This window comes from Methylibium sp. Pch-M, assembly GCF_004136295.1.
Taxonomy (GTDB): domain Bacteria; phylum Pseudomonadota; class Gammaproteobacteria; order Burkholderiales; family Burkholderiaceae_C; genus Methylibium; species Methylibium petroleiphilum.
In genome coordinates this window covers 3,788,496-3,806,199 of sequence record NZ_CP029606.1, presented here as the reverse complement: position 1 = coordinate 3,806,199, position 17,704 = coordinate 3,788,496, and the positions used below count along the sequence as shown (strand labels likewise).

The 17,704-nt window shown below is 68.4% G+C and carries 16 protein-coding genes; 8 read left to right on the top strand and 8 right to left on the bottom strand.

The window, feature by feature from the left end:
* Positions 1-64: 64 nt before the first annotated feature.
* Entirely contained in the window at positions 65-1,381 is a 1,317-nt protein-coding gene (gene aceA / locus C1M51_RS18285) for an isocitrate lyase (protein ID WP_011829484.1), read from the bottom strand.
* A gap of 297 nt (positions 1,382-1,678) precedes the next feature.
* Between aceA and speB the strand changes: the two genes are divergently transcribed.
* Positions 1,679-2,614 (top strand): agmatinase, encoded by a 936-nt coding sequence (gene speB, locus C1M51_RS18280; RefSeq protein WP_242499820.1) that lies wholly within the window; start codon positions 1,679-1,681, stop codon positions 2,612-2,614.
* On the opposite strand, the gene C1M51_RS18275 is transcribed toward speB, so the two are convergent.
* The 7 genes from C1M51_RS18275 to C1M51_RS18245 all read right to left on the bottom strand — a co-directional run bounded on the left by C1M51_RS18275 (position 2,532) and on the right by C1M51_RS18245 (position 8,649).
* Complete coding sequence (locus C1M51_RS18275; protein WP_129451934.1) at positions 2,532-3,611, bottom strand: vWA domain-containing protein; 1,080 nt, start codon at positions 3,609-3,611, stop codon at positions 2,532-2,534. The two genes, speB and C1M51_RS18275, sit on opposite strands and share 83 nt — an antisense overlap.
* Positions 3,608-4,147 carry an MxaK protein gene (locus C1M51_RS18270; RefSeq protein WP_129451933.1) on the bottom strand — a complete coding sequence of 180 codons (540 nt, stop codon included), beginning with the start codon at positions 4,145-4,147 and terminating at the stop codon, positions 3,608-3,610. Before C1M51_RS18270 ends, C1M51_RS18275 begins: the two co-directional genes overlap by 4 nt.
* On the bottom strand, positions 4,147-5,202 hold the full coding sequence (locus tag C1M51_RS18265) for a vWA domain-containing protein (protein WP_207207776.1): 1,056 nt from the start codon (positions 5,200-5,202) through the stop codon (positions 4,147-4,149). Before C1M51_RS18265 ends, C1M51_RS18270 begins: the two co-directional genes overlap by 1 nt.
* Before the next feature lie 7 nt (positions 5,203-5,209).
* The gene (locus C1M51_RS18260; RefSeq protein WP_129451931.1) at positions 5,210-6,115 is read right to left on the bottom strand and encodes a hypothetical protein; all 906 of its coding nucleotides are present in this window, start codon (positions 6,113-6,115) and stop codon (positions 5,210-5,212) included.
* Between the two features lie 62 nt (positions 6,116-6,177).
* The gene (locus C1M51_RS18255; protein ID WP_129451930.1) at positions 6,178-7,032 is read right to left on the bottom strand and encodes a DUF58 domain-containing protein; all 855 of its coding nucleotides are present in this window, start codon (positions 7,030-7,032) and stop codon (positions 6,178-6,180) included.
* Entirely contained in the window at positions 7,029-8,051 is a 1,023-nt protein-coding gene (locus C1M51_RS18250; RefSeq protein WP_129451929.1) for a MoxR family ATPase, read from the bottom strand. Before C1M51_RS18250 ends, C1M51_RS18255 begins: the two co-directional genes overlap by 4 nt.
* A 106-nt stretch (positions 8,052-8,157) precedes the next feature.
* Positions 8,158-8,649 (bottom strand): Lrp/AsnC family transcriptional regulator, encoded by a 492-nt coding sequence (locus tag C1M51_RS18245; protein WP_129451928.1) that lies wholly within the window; start codon positions 8,647-8,649, stop codon positions 8,158-8,160.
* A 159-nt stretch (positions 8,650-8,808) separates the two neighbouring features.
* Between C1M51_RS18245 and C1M51_RS18240 the strand changes: the two genes are divergently transcribed.
* The 7 genes from C1M51_RS18240 to C1M51_RS18210 all read left to right on the top strand — a co-directional run bounded on the left by C1M51_RS18240 (position 8,809) and on the right by C1M51_RS18210 (position 17,688).
* Positions 8,809-10,116, top strand: coding sequence for an aspartate aminotransferase family protein (locus tag C1M51_RS18240; protein ID WP_129451927.1), 1,308 nt, complete (start codon positions 8,809-8,811; stop codon positions 10,114-10,116).
* A gap of 71 nt (positions 10,117-10,187) precedes the next feature.
* Complete coding sequence (locus C1M51_RS18235) at positions 10,188-11,537, top strand: FAD-binding oxidoreductase (RefSeq protein ID WP_129451926.1); 1,350 nt, start codon at positions 10,188-10,190, stop codon at positions 11,535-11,537.
* A gap of 124 nt (positions 11,538-11,661) precedes the next feature.
* Positions 11,662-12,465: a gamma-glutamyl-gamma-aminobutyrate hydrolase family protein gene (locus C1M51_RS18230; protein ID WP_129451925.1), complete on the top strand. Its 804-nt coding sequence runs from the start codon at positions 11,662-11,664 to the stop codon at positions 12,463-12,465.
* Positions 12,466-12,556: 91 nt separating this feature from the next.
* Positions 12,557-13,924, top strand: coding sequence for a glutamine synthetase family protein (locus tag C1M51_RS18225; RefSeq protein ID WP_129451924.1), 1,368 nt, complete (start codon positions 12,557-12,559; stop codon positions 13,922-13,924).
* Positions 13,925-13,942: 18 nt separating this feature from the next.
* Positions 13,943-15,322 carry an aspartate aminotransferase family protein gene (locus C1M51_RS18220; protein WP_129451923.1) on the top strand — a complete coding sequence of 460 codons (1,380 nt, stop codon included), beginning with the start codon at positions 13,943-13,945 and terminating at the stop codon, positions 15,320-15,322.
* Between the two features lie 91 nt (positions 15,323-15,413).
* Positions 15,414-16,544, top strand: a complete 1,131-nt coding sequence (locus C1M51_RS18215; protein WP_129451922.1) for a polyamine ABC transporter substrate-binding protein — start codon at positions 15,414-15,416, stop codon at positions 16,542-16,544.
* 28 nt (positions 16,545-16,572) lie between these two features.
* A complete protein-coding gene (locus C1M51_RS18210) occupies positions 16,573-17,688 on the top strand; it encodes an ABC transporter ATP-binding protein (RefSeq protein WP_129451921.1) in 1,116 nt (371 codons plus the stop codon).
* The last annotated feature ends 16 nt before the right edge of the window (positions 17,689-17,704 follow it).

The window sequence follows — 17,704 nt, the reverse complement described above, 5'->3', positions numbered from 1 at the left end:
CGTGCCTTTCTCGTCCTTGTTCGTGGTTGCGAGCGCGCATTGTAGGCGCGCCCGCGGTCCCCGATCAGTGGAACTGCTCTTCCTCGGTCGAGCCGGTCAGCGCCTTCACGCTCGACGAACCGCCCTGGATCACGGTGGTCACGTCGTCGAAGTAGCCTGCGCCGACTTCCTGCTGGTGCGACACGAAGGTGTAGCCCTGCTCGCGCGCCTTGAACTCGGGCTCCTGCACCATCTCGACGTAGTGCTTCATGCCCTCGCCCTTCGCGTAGGCCTGGGCGAACTGGAAAGTGTTGTACCAGTTGATGTGGATGCCCGCGAGGGTGATGAACTGGTACTTGTAGCCCAGCTCCGAGAGCTTCTCCTGGAACACGGCGATCGTCTTGTCGTCCAGGTTCTTCTTCCAGTTGAACGATGGCGAGCAGTTGTAGCTCAGCAGCTTGCCCGGGTGCTTGGCGTGCACCGCCTGCGCGAACTCGCGGGCGAAGCCCAGATCCGGCGTGCCGGTCTCGCACCACACGAGGTCGGCGTAGGCGGCGTAGGCCACGCCGCGGCTGATGGCCTGCTCAAGGCCGTTCTTCACGCGGTAGAAGCCTTCCTGGGTGCGCTCACCGGTGAGGAAGGGCTTGTCGTTGGCGTCGTGGTCGCTGGTGATCAGGTTGGCGGCCTCGGCATCGGTGCGGGCCAGCACGATGGTCGACACGCCCATCACGTCGGCGGCGAAGCGCGCGGCGATCAGCTTCTCGCAGGCTTCCTGGGTCGGCACCAGCACCTTGCCACCCATGTGGCCGCACTTCTTCACTGCGGCGAGCTGGTCCTCGAAGTGCACGCCGGCGGCGCCCGCGGCGATCATGTTCTTCATCAGTTCGAAGGCGTTCAGCACGCCACCGAAGCCGGCTTCCGCATCGGCCACGATCGGCAGGAAGTAGTCGATGAAGTCCTTGTCGCCGGGGCCCGTGCCGCGCGACCACTGGATCTCATCGGCGCGCTTGAAGGTGTTGTTGATGCGGCGGACCATGGTCGGCACCGAGTCGTAGGCGTACAGCGACTGGTCGGGATACATGGTCTCGGAGGTGTTGCCGTCGGCGGCCACTTGCCAGCCCGACAGATACACGGCCTCGACGCCGGCCTTGGCCTGCTGCATCGCCTGACCGGCGGTGATCGCGCCGAAAGCGTTGACGTAGCCCTTCTTCGACGCGCCGTTGCACTGTGCCCACAGCTTTTCGGCGCCGCGCTTGGCGATCGTGTACTCGGGCTGCAGGCTGCCGCGCAGGCGCACCACGTCGGCGGCGCTGTAGCCGCGCTTCAGGCCCTTCCAGCGCGGGTTTTCCGCCCAGTCTTTCTCGAGGGCGGCGATCTGTTGTTCACGGGTCGGTTGGCTCATGTCGGGCTCCGGAAGTGGTGAATGAAGTGGTGGGGAAACGGTGACTCAGCGTAAGGCCAAACGCCGCGCCGAAGAAGACTTCTATCTTATATAAGACTTCTCAAGAAATCCAATGAAAACAAAGACTTGAAAAGCAGATTTCCGCATGTGAAATTGATTCTTCCGCCATGAAAAAATCTGCGGCACTGCAGCATCGTAGCGTTTTGCATTGCAGGATGATCATTTCTCATCGTGGGATATCGCGGTGGAGCACGCTTCGCTCACCGCGCCGGGCCGCGACCGACGATGATGGCGGCCATGACGTCCTTCGCTTTCCTCTCCGGCACCAGCTTCCTGAAGCTTCCCCCGCAGGCCGATCGGCCGTATGCCGTCGCCGGCCTCGCGTGGGATGGCTCGGTCACCAACCGGCCGGGCGCGCGCTTCGGCCCGCGCGCCATCCGCGAGGCGAGCCACATGCTGTGCGACGGCATCCATCCGCACTTCGACATCGACCCCGCGCCCTACCTGACCGACCTGGGCGACCTGCCGCTGCCCAACACCAGCCTCGAAGCCATGCGCGCGGCCATGGCGCCGAGCGTGAACGCGATGATCCGTGCCCACCACATGGCCTGGATCGGCGGCGATCACTCGATCACGCTGCCGCTGCTGCGGGCCTACAAGGCCTGGCTGGGCCGACCGCTGGCCGTGATCCATTTCGACGCCCACTGCGACACCTGGGAAGACCATTTCGGCGAGCCCAGCGGCCATGGCACCTGGGTCTACGAGGCTCTCCAGGAGGGCCTGGTGCTGCCCGAGTGCTTCACCCAGATCGGCATCCGCTCGGCGGGCGCGCGCGAGGCGCGCGAGTACGTGCGGACCCAGGGCGGACAGATCTTCGATGCCCGTCAATTGCGCGGCCTCGAGAGTCCGGCGCAACTGGCGCCTGTGACCGCCGCCATCCGGGAGCGGCTCGCCGCCCACGGCCACCCGCCGCTCTACCTCAGCCTCGACATCGACTGCCTGGATCCGGCATTCGCGCCGGGCACCGGCACGCCCGAACCCGGTGGCATGACAACGAACCAGGTGCTGTCGCTGCTGGAGGAACTGGCCGATCTCGACTTCGTCGGCATGGATTGCGTAGAAGTGGCCCCGCCGTACGACCACGCCGAGCTCACGAGCTACGCCGCGGCAAGTTTCGTGTGGACCTACCTGTGCGGGCAGCTGGCGCGCCGCGGCGCCATCCGGGAAGCCTGAATCCGCCAGCGCGCTGGCGCGGCAGGTAGACCGCCAGCAGCGCCAGCAGGCCGAGCACGCCGAACGGCCAGCGCAGATCCACGCGCGACGCGACCGGATGCGCCAGTTGCTCGCTGGTCAGCGCCGCATACAGCGCCTGGGGTGTGGTGAGTCGCTGGTAGGCCAGGCCCGTTTCGCTGGCCAGCAGTTGCAGGTAGGGCTCGCGCAGCGACGACAAGTGCTCGCTGCCCGGCGTGGAACCCAGCATCACGCCGGGGCGGTCGCTGCCGTCCTCGACCATCTGTTCTCCCGCGACGCTGCCGCCCCGGCCGTAGCTGCGCGGGTCGAGCTGCATGACTTCATCGGCTTCCCAATAGCTGTAGGCGCGGCCCTCGAGGTCGTGCTTCGGGATGCGCGCCGGCAACAGGCCGCCCACACCCACCACCAGGCCCGGCGCGACACGCACGGCGCCTTCATCGCTGGGACGGTACTGCGGGTTGACCGGCGGTGCCTCCTGCCCGTCGGTCACGAACACCAGTGCCGGTCGCGACGGCAGGGCCTTGACGATCTTCAACCCGCTGTACAGCCCCTTGGCGACCTCACTGTTGCCGGTCCAGGCCATGCGGCCATCGATGTTCGACAGCAGGGACAGCAACTCCCGCTGGTTCTCGCACACCTCCACCGGATCCATCAGAAGGAAGGAGCGGTATTCGGTGAACAGGCCCCAGCCGATACGGCTTCCGCACGGCAGCTTGCGCAGCGCTTCACCGATCACACGCTTGGCCTGCGCCAGGCGCGTGATCGAACGGCCTTCATGCTGCTGGTCGGCCACCTCCATGCTCTGCGTCACGTCGAGCACGATCACCATGTCGCTCTGGGGCCGTGCCCAGGTGAGGTACGGGGACGCGAAGGTGATGCTCAGCGCCAGCGCGGCGAGCGCCAGGCAGGCGCGTGCCGTCCCCGCGAGCAGCGCTGCCCCGCCCTGCCGCAGCAGTGCCCGCAGGCCGGGGTCCTTCACGGCAGCCCCCGCGACACGCCGCGCATCGTCGTTGCGGCGCGCTCGGCGTTCTCCGGCGGCCCACCAGCATCCGGCTCCGCGTCGTCGGGGTCGGGTTGCAGCCGCTGGGCGCGCTCGAGGTTGTAGCGCGCCTCCCAATGCTCCGGGTCCTGCCGCAGCACTTCGCGGTAGCTCGCCTTCGCCAGCTCGATCAACGGCAGCGCCTGGCCCGGCAGGGCCGAGCCACGCAGCACCAGCGCCTGCAGCAGCAGCTGGTTCGCGGCGTTGTAGCGGGCGGCGCGCCCGAGCGCGCTGTCGTCCTGCAGCACCCGGTAGGCATCGATCGCCGCCTCGTGCTCGCCACGTCGGGCCAGCTCAGTGGCATGCGCGAAGCGCAGTTCGGCGCGCGCCGTCGGGTCGGGCCGCTCGGCGATGCCGGCACGGATCATCGCGTTGTCGCGCTGCTTGTCATGCCAGCGCCAGCCGTCGATGACGGCAGCCAACGCGAGGAGCGCCAGGCCCCCCCAGGCCAGCCTCAACCGGGTCTGCGGCGTCATCAGCGCCACGATCGCCCCTCGGCCCAGCGGCTGGCGAACAGCAGCAGCACCGCCGCCAGCGCCAGCGCATAGGCGTGCGCCGTCAGGTCGCGGCGCGGCACCAGGTCCTGGTAGGTGATGGGCAGGTTCTCCAGCCGGCCCACGTCGGCGATCGCGCGCTTCAGCGCCTCGGGGTTCTCGGCCTCGTAGGCGCGGTAGGGCACGCCGGCCGACTGGAAGAATCGATCGAGGAAGATCTCCGGTACCGTGTCCGCGGTGCCGGGCGCATCGCCCGCGTTCGCGTGCAGCCCCGGACTGCGCGCCGAGCGGATGTAGATCCAGTACAGCGACACGCGTTGCGCCTGCAACCGGTCGACGATGAGCTGACGCACGCCCGGTTCGATGTGGTCTCCGCCGTCCGAGACCAGCAGCACGATGCGCGAGCCGGTGTAGGGCCGGTCGTCGAAGAAGCGCAGGCCCTCGAGCAGGGCCGCGGCGATGTCGGTCTCACCCAGGCCACGCCCGACCTCGCCGGCGGCGATGGCCGCCTGCACCACGTCGGTCTTCTGGGTGAAGTCGAGCACCCGGATCGGCAAGGTGCTGAACACCGCCATCGCGAAGCGGTCCTGCTGCCGGCTGGCCGCGAACTCGCCCAGCAACTGGCGCGCCGCCTGCCCCTTGCTGACGCGCACGCTCTGGTCCTGCTGGTTGTAGGCATACCAGGCGGCCGAGCCGGGGGTCGGGCCATTGACGGACGCCGAGCTGCTGACGAAGCGCTCGTCCATGCTGCGGCTGCGATCGAGCAGCAGCGCGATCTCGGCGCCCTGCCCCACCCGCTCGACCGCGTACTCGGCGCGGTACATCCCGGCCAGCGCCACCACGATGCTCGCAATGGCGAAGGCTCCCAGCACGCGCAACAGCCACTTGAGCAGCACCGAAGGGCGGTCCGCCGGCAGCAGCGCGAGCCACGAATGGCGCTGGGTCGCGCGGCCGTCGCGCCACAACGGCAGCAGTGCCAGCGGCAGCAGGCAGAGCCAGGCCGGGTGCGCCCAGCCGATCGAGTCGAGCAGGTTCATCGCCATCTCACGCCCGTCCCCGCTCGATGTCGAAGCAGCGCCGGCAGAAGTCACGCAACCACAGGCGATCGGCCTCGAGCGGTGCCTGCCCGCCGAAGAAGAAGCGCTCCGAACGCTCGAAGAACTGCAGCAGCTCGCCACGTACCGCCGCGTAGGCCGGCTGCTCGGCCACGAAGCGATCGACCGCGCCGGCATGGAGCACGCGGCGGGCCGTGGCATCGAGCGCGGCATGCAGGGTGCGCCACGCATCCAGCCATTCGTCGGTCGGGGCGGCCAGCGGCACGCCCTGGAGCTGCCGACGCGCCCGCGCGAACGGTCGCTGCCGACGTCGCCACCACGGCCAGCCCAGGTAGACCATCGCCAGATGGGCCAGCGGCAGCAGCGCCAGTGCGGCATACAGGCTCAGGCGTTGCCGCTCCGGCAGGGTGTCGACCCGCAGCGCCGGCGTATCGGGGCGCAGGGTACCCAGGCCGGCCCGCAACGGCGCCTCGACCGGGGCCAGAGGTGCGAGGCCGACAGGCGCGAAATCGATGCGCAGCTCTTCGCCACGCGGTTGGCCGTCGAAGCGCAGCGTGAAGGACGGCAGGTCCAGCACCACCGGTTCGCTGGGCGCGCGGAACACCTGGTAGTCGAACACCAGGGTGTGGCGCCGGCCCCGCAGCGTGGGCCGCCCACCCTGCGTGACCCGTCGCAGCTCGAAGGAGTGCCCGATCCGCCCAGGCGTCGGGATCGACGCCTCGTCCAGTGTCAGGCGGCCCGGCACGTCGAGCACGATGGTTCGCGTGAGCACGTCGCCCACCCGATGACCGTAGGCCCGTGGATCGGTGACCTGCGCGACGATCGGCTCGGTGTCTTCGGCATCGGCCGCAGCGAGGCCGCTCGCCGTCAGCAGGCCGCAGGCGACGGCGAGCACGGCCGCCCGTGCAGCGTGAGCGGGCCGGGACGTGCAGCGCGGAAGGCGCCGGATGGCCACGCTCAGCCCTGCACGAAATGGGCGCTCACCGCATCGGCCCGGTAGCCGTCGTCGAGGACGAGCGGATCGAGGCGATGCCGGTGGAACAACGCCTGCAACGCGGCGCGCCGCCCGGCCTGGACGGCGCGCCAGCGCTCGCGCAGCGCCGGCCGCATCCAGACCAATGTCTGCTCGCCGCTTTCGGGGTCAGCCAGCTGGGTCAGGCCATTGCGGGGCGGGTCGAACTCCTGCCGATCCCACACCATCACCGGCACCACCTCGTGGTGGGCCAGTCCCCCCAGCACGGCCTCGAGATCGGCGATCGGCAGGTGGAAATCGGACACCAGGAAGACCAGCGCACGCCGGTGCGGCAGCGCACGCGCCGCCTCCGCCAGCCCGAGCGCCGAGCCCCGCGGATCGAGCCGGCGCAGGCGTTGCGCCAGCAGGCTGCCGAGGCCGCGCCGGCGCGTCGGCGGCAGCAGCCAGTCGCGTCGCATCTGCCCGTCGCAACCGATGAAGCCGAAGGAGTCGCCGGCGCGCCACGCCGACTCGGCCGCCGCCTGCGTGAAGTCGGCCAGCACGTCGAGCTTGCGGCGCACCCCGCGATAGCCCATCGAGGCAGACAGGTCCGCGATCACGACGACCGCCACCGCCTTGCGTTCGCTGAACACGCGCACCTGCCATTGACCGAAGGCGTCGCGCAGGCTGGCGTGCACGTCGATGCGCCGCGTGTCGGGAGCCTGTGTCAGCGGCACGTGGCCGCGGAACTCGAGGCCCGCCTCGCCGCGCCGGCTGCGGTGCGCACCCGGCACATGGCCGGCGGCGCCGTGCCGCACACGGTAGTGGAACTCGCGCACCGCAGGAGCCGCCGGCTTCACGGCGCGGCCACCTTCGAGACGATGCCCTCCATGAGGGCGGCAATGATCTCGGTGCGCCGCAGTTCGTAGACCGGTTGCAGGCACAGACGGTGGGCGATGGTCTCGTAGAACACCGAGCGCAGGTCCTCCGGCGTGGCGTAGCTGCGGCCGTCCAGCCAGGCCGCAGTACGCGCGGCCCGCAGCATCAGGCTCATGCCGCGCGGGCTGGCGCCGGCGAGCATCAGGTCCGCGGTGTCGGCCTCGTCCAGCACCACGCCGTAGTCGGCCGGCGCGGCGGTCGCGCGCCACAGGTGCAGCGCGTAGTCGCGCAGCACCTCGGACGCCTGCACGCCGCGCTGCACCGCCGCCGCCACGGCCGGCAGCTCGCGGTAGGGCAGCATGCCGGCCGGCAACTCGTCGATCAGCGCATCGGTATCGTGGAAGCGCGGGTCGAACATCAGCGCACGGCGATCCTCGTCGCTGGCCGGCGCGTCGATGCTGATCTCCATCATGAAGCGGTCGCGCGCCGCGGAGGAGATCTCGAAGGTCTCCTCGCGCTCGACACGGTTGCGGTCGGCGAACACCAGCAGGTGCGGGAACCGGAACTCGCGGTTGAACGCCGTCAGGCTGCGTTCGGCCATCACGCGCAGCAGCAGCGCATGCACCTGGGGGCGTGCACGGTTGATCTCGTTGAAGAAAAAGATGGCCAGCTCGTCACCGTGCTGTGTCAACGGCCCTGGGTCGACCTGCGGTCGCCCCTCGCTGCTGATGTGCGTGTGGTAGACGAGGTCGTTGGGCATCAGGTCGATCGTGCCCTCGGTGCGCCCGAAAGCGCCGCCGATCAGGTGTGCCACGCTGCGCAGCAGCGTCGTCTTGCCGACCCCCACATCGCCCTGCAGCAGCACGTGACCGCGGGCGAACACCGCCATCGTGATCAACCGCAGGGCGCGCCGCTGCCCGATCACTGCGCGCGCCGCCAGCGACTCCAACTGCAGCGCCCGCTCGCGCCAGTCGCTCAGCTGCGCGTCATTCAACTCCATGGGGCTCCTTCGCGGGTCTGGACGGACCCGATGAAAACGAGCATGTCAAAGCCGTGAGACGAACACAAGCTGCGGGCTTCCCCGTGGTGCTCCGCAAAGGAGCAAATCAGACCTGCAGAGCTGTCGTCTTCTTGACCGTGCGCAGCACGAGCATCGAGTTCGACCGCAGTACACCCGGCAGGCGCATCAGCACCTGGGTGTGGAAGCGCTCCAGATCGTCCGCATCCTTGTAGGTGAAGCGGATCAGGTAGTCGTTGGTGCCGGCGACGTAGAAGCAGTCGAGGATGCTCGGCACGTCGAGCACGGCCCGCTCGAAGGCCTCGATCGCCACCGTGGTCAGCCGCTCCAGGTTGACGATCGTGTAGCTGGTGCCCGGCTGGCCGACGGCGCGCGGGTTGATCAGCGCCACGTAGCCGGCGATCACCCCGCCGTCCTCGAGCTGCTTGACCCGCCGCAGGCAGGCCGAGGGCGACAGATGGACGCGCTGCGCGAGGTCCTGGTTCGAGACCCGGCCATCGGTCTGGAGCTCGCGCAGGATGCTCCGGTCGACGGCATCGAGTTGCGCATCCGATTGCTTGCCATCCTGCTTGTTTGCCATCGTATTTCGTGGTTCGTCTATCTATTCGAATTTTATGCGAATCACACGGGTTCATCCCGGCCGTTTGCGCAAGCACATTGCGTCACGCGACGACTAGACTGAAGTTCAGTGACACACCGCCGCGGCAGCATGCGTCGCGCGCTTGCAAGGACCGGTTCCATGACCACAGACCTCGATGCCTACTGGATGCCCTTCACCGCCAACCGGCAGTTCAAGAAAGCGCCGCGGCTGTTGTCGAAGGCCTCGGGCATGCATTTCTGGACGCCCGAGGGTCGCGAGGTGCTGGACGGCATCGCCGGGTTGTGGTGCGTCAATGCGGGCCACGCCCGCCCGAAGATCGTCGAGGCCATCCGGGCCCAGGCGCTGGAGCTCGACTTCGCTCCGCCCTTCAACATGGCTCACCCCAAGGCCTTCGAGCTGGCGGAGCGGCTGGTCCAGCTGACGCCGGCCGGACTGAACAAGGTGTTCTACACGAACTCGGGCTCGGAGTCGGTCGAGACCGCGCTGAAGATGGCGATCGCCTACCACCGCGCCCGCGGCGAAGGCTCGCGCACCCGGCTGATCGGTCGCGAGCGCGGCTACCACGGCGTCAACTTCGGCGGTATTTCGGTGGGTGGCATGGTCGCCAACCGCAAGATGTTCGGATCGATGCTGACCGGCGTCGATCACATCCGCCACACCCACGATCCGGCGCGCAACGCCTTCTCGATCGGCCAGCCGCAGCATGGTGCCGAACTGGCCGACGACCTGGAGCGTCTGGTGGCTCTGCACGACGCCAGCACGATCGCCGCGGTGATCGTCGAGCCGGTGGCCGGTTCCACCGGCGTGCTGCTGCCGCCGCAGGGCTACCTGGAGCGCTTGCGCGCGATCTGCGACAAGCACGGCATCCTGCTGATCTTCGACGAGGTGATCACCGGTTTCGGTCGCACCGGCGCGCCGTTCGCGGCACAGCGTTTCGGCGTCACGCCCGATCTGATGACGGTCGCCAAGGGGCTGACCAACGGCTGCGTGCCGATGGGTGCGGTGTTCGCGAAGCAGCACATCCACGACGTGTTCATGAACGGTCCGGAGCACCTGATCGAGTTCTTCCACGGCTACACCTACTCCGGCCATCCACTGGCCTGCGCCGCGGCGCTCGGCACGCTCGACACCTACGCCGAGGAAGGCCTGCTGACGCGCGCAGCGGAGATGGAAGCCTATTTCGCCGACGCACTGCACAGCCTGAAGGGCCTGCCGCACGTGATCGACATCCGCAACATCGGGCTGGTCGGCGGCATCGAGCTGGCGCCGATCGACGGCTCACCGGGCAAGCGCGCGTTCGACATCTTCCTCGAGTGCTGGGAACGCGGCGTGCTGATCCGCACCACAGGCGACACCGTGGCGCTGTCACCGCCGCTGATCATCGCGAAGACGCACGTCGACCAGATCGTCGGCACGCTGGCCGACGCGTTGAAACGCGCCGGCTGAGCCCGTCCCGGCAGACCCTCCCTCGCCTCGCGCAACCCCTTTCACCGAGAGCACTGCCTAGCGCCTACCGTATGAGCCTCCTTCGCGCCGATCAGGACCTCACGCGAGACTCGTATTACGCCGCCACCGCGCCGCGTGAGGCGGACCTGCCGGCGTTGCAGGAGGACCTGACGGCCGATGTCGCGGTGGTCGGCGGCGGCCTGGCCGGCCTGTCGGCGGCCATCGAACTGGCCGATCGCGGCTTCAACGTGGTGCTGCTCGAGGCGCGGCAGATCGGCTGGGGGGCTTCTGGCCGCAACGGCGGTCAGGCGATCCACGGGCTGGCCTGTGACCAGTCGGAGATCGAGGCGCAACTCGGGCTCGCCGAGGCACAGCGCATCTGGAACATGTCGATCGAGGCGCTCGACCTGATCCGCGCGCGCTGCCGCCGCTTCGCCATCGATTGCGACTGGCAGGACGGCTACCTGGGCCTGGCCGTCAATGCCCGCAAGGCGCGCGAACTGCAGACCTGGCACGAGCGCATGGCCAGCGTCTACGGCTACCCAATGCAGTGGATCGCCCATGACGAACTGCCCCGCTGGATCGCCAGCCCGCGTTTCCACAGCGGCTTGCACGATGCCCGCTCCGGTCACCTGCACCCACTGAAGTACAGCCTGGGGCTGGCCCACGCGGCGCGCTCACTCGGGGTGCGCCTCTTCGAGCACTCCGCGGTCACCGCGCTCGAACAGGCCACAGCCCCCGGCACCTCCAGCACCGTGCGCACCGCGCGCGGCAGCGTGCGGGCACGGCAGGTGCTGCTGGCCGGCAATGTCTACCTGCAGGAGCTCGCACCGCAGATCGCACCGTCTCTCAACGCCCGCATCATGCCGGTCGGCACCTACATCGTTTGTTCCGAGCCACTCGATCCGGCTCGCTGCGACGCCCTGATCCCCTCGCGCTCGGCGGTGTGCGACACCAACTTCGTGCTCGACTACTTCCGGCCGACCGCCGATGCCCGCCTGCTGTACGGCGGCCGCGTGAGCTACAGCACGGTGACACCGGCGAACCTCGCGGCCGGCATGCAGCAGCGCATGGTCGCCACCTTCCCTCAACTCGCCGGCACGCGCATCGACCACGCCTGGGGCGGCTTCGTCGACATCTCGATGAATCGAGCACCCGATTTCGGGCGCCTGCCCGCACGCGGTGCGGGCGGCGGCGTGACCACCGCGTCGAACATCTATTACCTGCAAGGCTTCTCCGGTCACGGGCTGGCGCTCACCGGGCTGGCCGGCCAGCTGGTGGCCGAGGCGATGGCCGGCGACGCCTCGCGCTTCGACACCTTCGCGCGCCTGAAGCACCACGCCTTTCCCGGCGGCCGTCTGCTGCGCACGCCCGCGCTGGTGCTCGGCATGGCGTACTACCGACTGAAGGACGCCCTGTGAGGCCCTGCCGCACCCTCCTCCGTCGTGGCGCGCCAGTCTGCTGCTGCCGTGGCATGCTGCTTGCACGCCGTGGCTGCATCCGGCATGCCTCGCACCCCGACTGTGCTCTTGTGCGACTCGCCTCATGAACCGCCCTGACCTCCCTCGCGCTCCGGCCCGCGCCGTCGTGCTGGTGCCGGCCTGCAACCGCGTCATCGGCCTGCACCCCTTCCACGTGGCCGGGCAGAAGTACATCGACGCGGTCCGCCTGGCCGGCTGCCTGCCGCTCGTGGTGCCGTCGGCCCAGGCGCATGAGATCGACGAGTTGCTCGACCTCGCCGACGGCGTGTTCCTGACCGGCTCGCCGAGCAACGTGCACCCGCGCCACTTCGACGAGGTGGTGCACGACCCCAGCCTGCCGCTCGACCCGGTGCGCGACGACTGGACGCTGCCGCTGATCCCGCGTGCGCTCGAGCGCGGCATCCCGCTGTTCGCCATCTGCCGCGGCTTCCAGGAAGCCAACGTGGCCCTGGGCGGCACGCTGCACCAGGCGGTGCAGGAGCGGCCAGGCCTGATGGACCATCGCTCTGACGACACCCAGGCGGTGGACGTGCAGTACGGCCCGGCCCACGCCGTGAGCGTGGTCCCCGGCGGCCTGCTCGACACCCTGCTCGGCGGCGCCGACTTCAAGGTCAACAGCCTGCACGGGCAAGGCGTGAACCGCCTGGCCCCGGGGCTGCGCGCCGAGGCGACAGCCCCGGACGGCATCATCGAGGCCTTCAGCCTGCCCACCGCTCCGGCCTTCAACCTCGGGGTGCAGTGGCACCCCGAATGGCAGGCGCGCGACAACCCGGTGTCGATGAAGCTGCTGCGCGCCTTCGGCGACGCCTGCCGCAGCTTCCGTGAACTCAACCGTGAATCCGTCCGCGAGCGTCCTCGCGTGCCCTAGATCCCTGCCAGGCTCCGCCCAGTGCGCGGAGCTCGATGCGACGGCGCGCCGCTCCCCTCCCAAAGCGCGCAGCGAATGAAACAGGTGACTTATGGTAGTCCGCGACAACTTCACATTCAGCGAACTCGAACAGTGGCTCAACGAACGCCGCGTGACGGAGATCGAGTGCCTCGTGCCCGACCTCACCGGCGTGGCGCGCGGCAAGATCCTGCCGCGCGAGAAATTCACCGAAGACCGCGGCATGCGGCTGCCCGAGGCGGTGGTCGCGATGGGCGTGACCGGCGAATTCCCGGAGGAAGGGCCGTACTACGACGTCATCAGCCCGACCGACCAGGACATGCACCTGCGTCCCGACCCGACCACGGTGCGGATCGTGCCCTGGGCCACCGACCCCACCGCGCAGGTGATCCACGACTGCTTCGACCGCAACGGCAAGCTGGTGCCGTTCGCGCCGCGTTCGGTGCTGCGCCGGGTCTGCGAGCTCTTCGAGGCCGAGGGCTGGAACCCGGTGGTCGCGCCCGAGCTCGAGTTCTACCTGGTCGCGCGCAACACCGACCCCGACGTGCCGCTGAAGGCTCCGGTCGGCCGCAGCGGCCGCTCCGAGACCTCGCGCCAGGCCTACTCGATCGATGCGGTCAACGAGTTCGATCCGCTGTTCGAGGACGTCTACGACTACTGCGAGAAGATGGAGCTCAACGTCGACACGCTGATCCACGAGGTGGGCGCGGGCCAGATGGAGATCAACTTCTTCCACGCCCACCCGCTGGGGCTGGCCGACGAGGTGTTCTTCTTCAAGCGCACGGTGCGCGAGGCGGCGATGCGCCACAACATGTTCGCTACCTTCATGGCCAAGCCGATCGCCGGCGAGCCGGGTAGCGCGATGCACATCCACCAGAGCCTCGTCAGCAAGGCCACCGGCCGCAACATCTTCAGCAATGCCGACGGCACGCCGAGCCAGGAGTTCTACTGGTACATCGGTGGCCTGCAGAAGTACGTGCCGGCGGCGATGGCGCTGTTCGCCCCCTACGTGAACAGCTACCGCCGCCTGGTGCGCTCGAACGCCGCGCCGATCAACATCCAGTGGGGCACCGACAACCGCACCGTCGGCATCCGCTCGCCGGTCGCGACCGCGGCCGCACGGCGCATCGAGAACCGTGTCATCGGCGCCGACGCCAACCCCTACGCCGCGCTGGCCGCCACGCTGGCCTGCGGTTACCTGGGCATCAAGAACCGCATCGAGCCCACGCCGGAATGCAAGGGCGACGCCTACCTGGGCGACTTCCAGCTGCCGCGCAGCCTGGGCGAGGCGCTGGAGCTGCTGCGTGCCGAAAAGGACCTGGCCGAGGTGCTGGGCGAGTCCTTCGTCACCGTCTACACCGAGGTCAAGGAGATCGAGTACGCCGAGTTCATGAAGGTGATCTCACCGTGGGAGCGTGAACACCTCCTCCTGCACGTCTGACCGAGCGGAGCGAACGACATGAGCCGAACCACCCAAGACTGGCAGGCCGCCGACGCGGCGCACTTCCTGCACCCCTTCACCGACTTCGACGCCCTGGCGAAGAAGGGCTCGCGCATCATCGAGCGGGCCGAGAACATCTACCTGTGGGACAGCGAGGGCCACAAGATCCTCGACGCGATGAGCGGGCTGTGGTGCGTCAACGTCGGCTACGGCCGGCAGGAGCTGATCGACGCCGCCACCGCGCAGCTCAAGCAGCTGCCCTTCTACAACGCCTTCTTCCAGACCGCCACCCCGCCGGCGATCGAGCTGGCGGAGCTGCTGAGCGAGGTGACGCCGCCGCAGTTCAGGCACGTGTTCTTCTCGGGCTCCGGCTCCGAGGGGAACGACACCGTGGTGCGCATGGTGCGTCGCTACTGGGACGTGCTCGGGCAGCCCGAGCGCAAGGTGATCATCAGCCGCAACAATGCCTACCACGGCTCGACGATGGCCGGCGCCTCGCTCGGCGGCATGAGCGGCATGCACGCCCAGGGCGGCCTGCCGATCCCCGACATCAGCCACATCGAGCAGCCCTACTGGTACGAGCTGGGCCGCCCGCAGGGCCTGGGCCGCGACGACTTCGGCCGCCTTGCCGCAAGCTGGCTGGAGAAGAAGATCCTCGAGATCGGGCCGGAGCGCGTGGCGGCCTTCATCGGCGAGCCGGTCCAGGGCGCCGGCGGCGTGATCATCCCGCCGGCCACCTACTGGCCTGCCATCCAGGCGATCTGCGACAAGTACGGCATCCTGCTGGTGTCCGACGAGGTGATCTGCGGCTTCGGCCGCACCGGCCGCTGGTGGGGCTGCGAGACCATGGGCACCCGCCCCGACCTGATGACCTTCGCCAAGGGTGTGACCTCGGGCTACATCCCGCTGGGCGGCGTGATGGTCGGCGAGCGCGTCGCCCGGGTGCTGATCGAACAGGGCGGCGAGTTCAACCACGGCTACACCTACAGCGGCCACCCGGTCGCCTGTGCGGTGGCCCTGGCGAACATCCGCCTGATCCAGCGCGAGCGGCTGGTGGACCGGGTGCGCGACGACCTCGGTCCCTACCTGGCCCAGCACTTCGAGGCGCTGAAGGCCCATCCGCTGGTGGGCGACGCCGAGACCTGCGGCCTGATGGGCGCGGTGGTGCTGGCCAGGGACAAGGCCAGCGGCACGCCATTTGCATCCGATCTGGAGGTCGGCATGGTCTGCCGCGGACACTGCTTCGGCAACGGGCTGATCATGCGCGCGGTTGGCGACAGAATGATCATCGCGCCACCGCTGGTGATGACCCGCGACCAGATCGACGAGATGATGGTGCTGATCAAGCGTTGTCTGGACCTGACATGGGCGGACGTCAAGGCCCGGGGCTGGGTCTGACCGAATTGCCTGGGGGTCATCGTCTCGGGGAAGCTGTGCGTTAGCGCGTTGCGTTCTTACTTTGTCTTTGTCTCAACCCGGAGGATTCCATATGAAGCTGTTGTCGTCGCGCCGTGCGGTCGGTGCCCTGGGCCTGGTCGCCAGCGTCGCTGCCGCGTGCGGCCTGCTGAGCAGCCCGGTGCATGCCCAGGAGGAGAAGGTCCTCAACGTCTACAACTGGTCCGACTACATCGCCGAGGACACGCTGGCCAACTTCGAGAAGGAAACCGGCATCAAGGTCCGCTACGACAACTTCGACAACAACGAGATCGTCCATGCCAAGCTGGTGGCCGGCAAGACCGGCTACGACGTGGTGGTGCCCTCCTCCTACTGGGCCAAGCTGCAGGCCGACGGCGGTCTCCTGCAGAAACTGGACAAGGCGCAGCTGCCGAACCTGAAGAACCTCGACCCGGCGCTGCAGGAGCAGCTCGCCAAGCTCGACCCGGGCAACCAGTACCAGGTCAACTGGCTGTGGGGATACACCACCGTCGGCATCAACGTCGACAAGGTCAAGGCCGCCCTGGGCAACCTGCCGATGCCCGACAACGCCTGGGACCTGGTGTTCAAGCCGGAGTACATCTCCAAGCTCAAGAGCTGCGGCGTGAGCATGCTGGACTCCGCCACCGAGGTGGTCCCTGCCGCCCTGCACTACCTGGGCAAGCCCGCGTACAGCAAGAACCAGGCTGACTACGCCGGCGTCGCACCGCTGCTCAAGAGCGTGCGGCCCTACGTGACGCTGTTCAGCTCGTCCGGCTACATCAACGACATGGCCAACGGCTCGATCTGCCTTGCACTGGGTTGGTCGGGCGACATCAACATCGCGAGGCAGCGCGCCATCGACGGCAAGACCGGCCAGAAGATCGAAGCGCTGATCCCCAAGACCGGCGGCGTGCTGTTCTTCGATGTGATGGTGATCCCGGCCGATGCCCCGCACCCCGGCAACGCCCACAAGTTCATCAACTACATCCTGCGGCCCGAGGTGGCGGCCAGCCTGACCAACAAGGTGTTCTACGCCAACCCGAACAAGGAATCGAAGAAGTTCGTCAAGCCCGAGATCGCCGGCAATGCCACCGTGTTCCTGAACGAGGCCGACCTGAAGAAGATGGCCGCGCCCGACAGCATCGGCAGCGACATCCGGCGGACCATGACGAGGCTTTACACGTCGTTCAAGACCGGCATCTGACCGTTCGGCCATAACGAGGGAGGGCGTGATGGCGAACGACAACGGCGGCGCAAAGGCCGCCAGCGGCTACCTGCAGATCCAGGACGTGGTGAAGGACTTCGGCGGCGGTGCCGTCGCGGTCAACCACGTCAGCATCGACATCGCCCAGGGTGAGATCTTCGCGCTGCTGGGCTCGTCGGGCTGCGGCAAGACCACGCTGCTGCGGATGCTGGCGGGCTTCGAGACGCCGACGTCCGGGCGCATCGTGCTCAACGGTCAGGACCTGGCCGGCATGCCGCCCTACGAGCGGCCGATCAACATGATGTTCCAGTCGTACGCGCTGTTCCCGCACCTCACGGTGTGGGACAACATCGCGTTCGGCCTGCGTCGCGACGGCATGCCCAAGGATGAGGTCGCGCAGCGGGTCGACGCGATGCTCAAGCTGGTGCAGCTCGGCAAGTACGGCAAACGCAAGCCGCACCAGCTCTCGGGTGGTCAGCAGCAGCGCGTTGCGCTGGCGCGCAGCCTGGCCAAGCGGCCCAAGCTGCTGCTGCTCGACGAGCCGCTCGGCGCGCTCGACAAGAAGCTGCGCGAGGAAACGCAGATCGAGCTGGTCAACATCATCGAGGAGGTCGGCGTGACCTGCGTGATGGTGACGCACGACCAGGAGGAAGCCATGACCATGGCCTCGCGCATTGCGATCATGAGCGAGGGCAAGGTGCTGCAGGTGGGCGCGCCGGCCGACGTCTACGAGACGCCGGCCACGCGCTTCGTGGCCGACTTCATCGGCAACGTGAACCTGATGGAAGGGACACTGAGCGAGGACCATCCCGATCACGTGGTGATCTCCTGCAAGGACTGCAGCCACTTCGTCGGTCACGGCATCACCGGCACCGAGGGCATGACGGTCAGCGTCGCGGTGCGACCCGAGAAGATCGGCCTCGGCCCCGACGAGCCACCAGGCCCGCACAACCGCGCACGCGGCACGATCAAGGACCTGTCCTACTTCGGCAGCTTCACCGTCTACCACCTGCAGCTCGACAGCGGCGCGGTGCTGAAGATCAGCCAGAGCAACGTCGAGCGGCATCGCGAGGTCGAGCTGACCTGGGGCGACACCGCCTGGGCCTCTTGGTCGCCTTCGTCGCAAGTGGTGCTCACGCAATGAGCGCCGGCCCCGACCT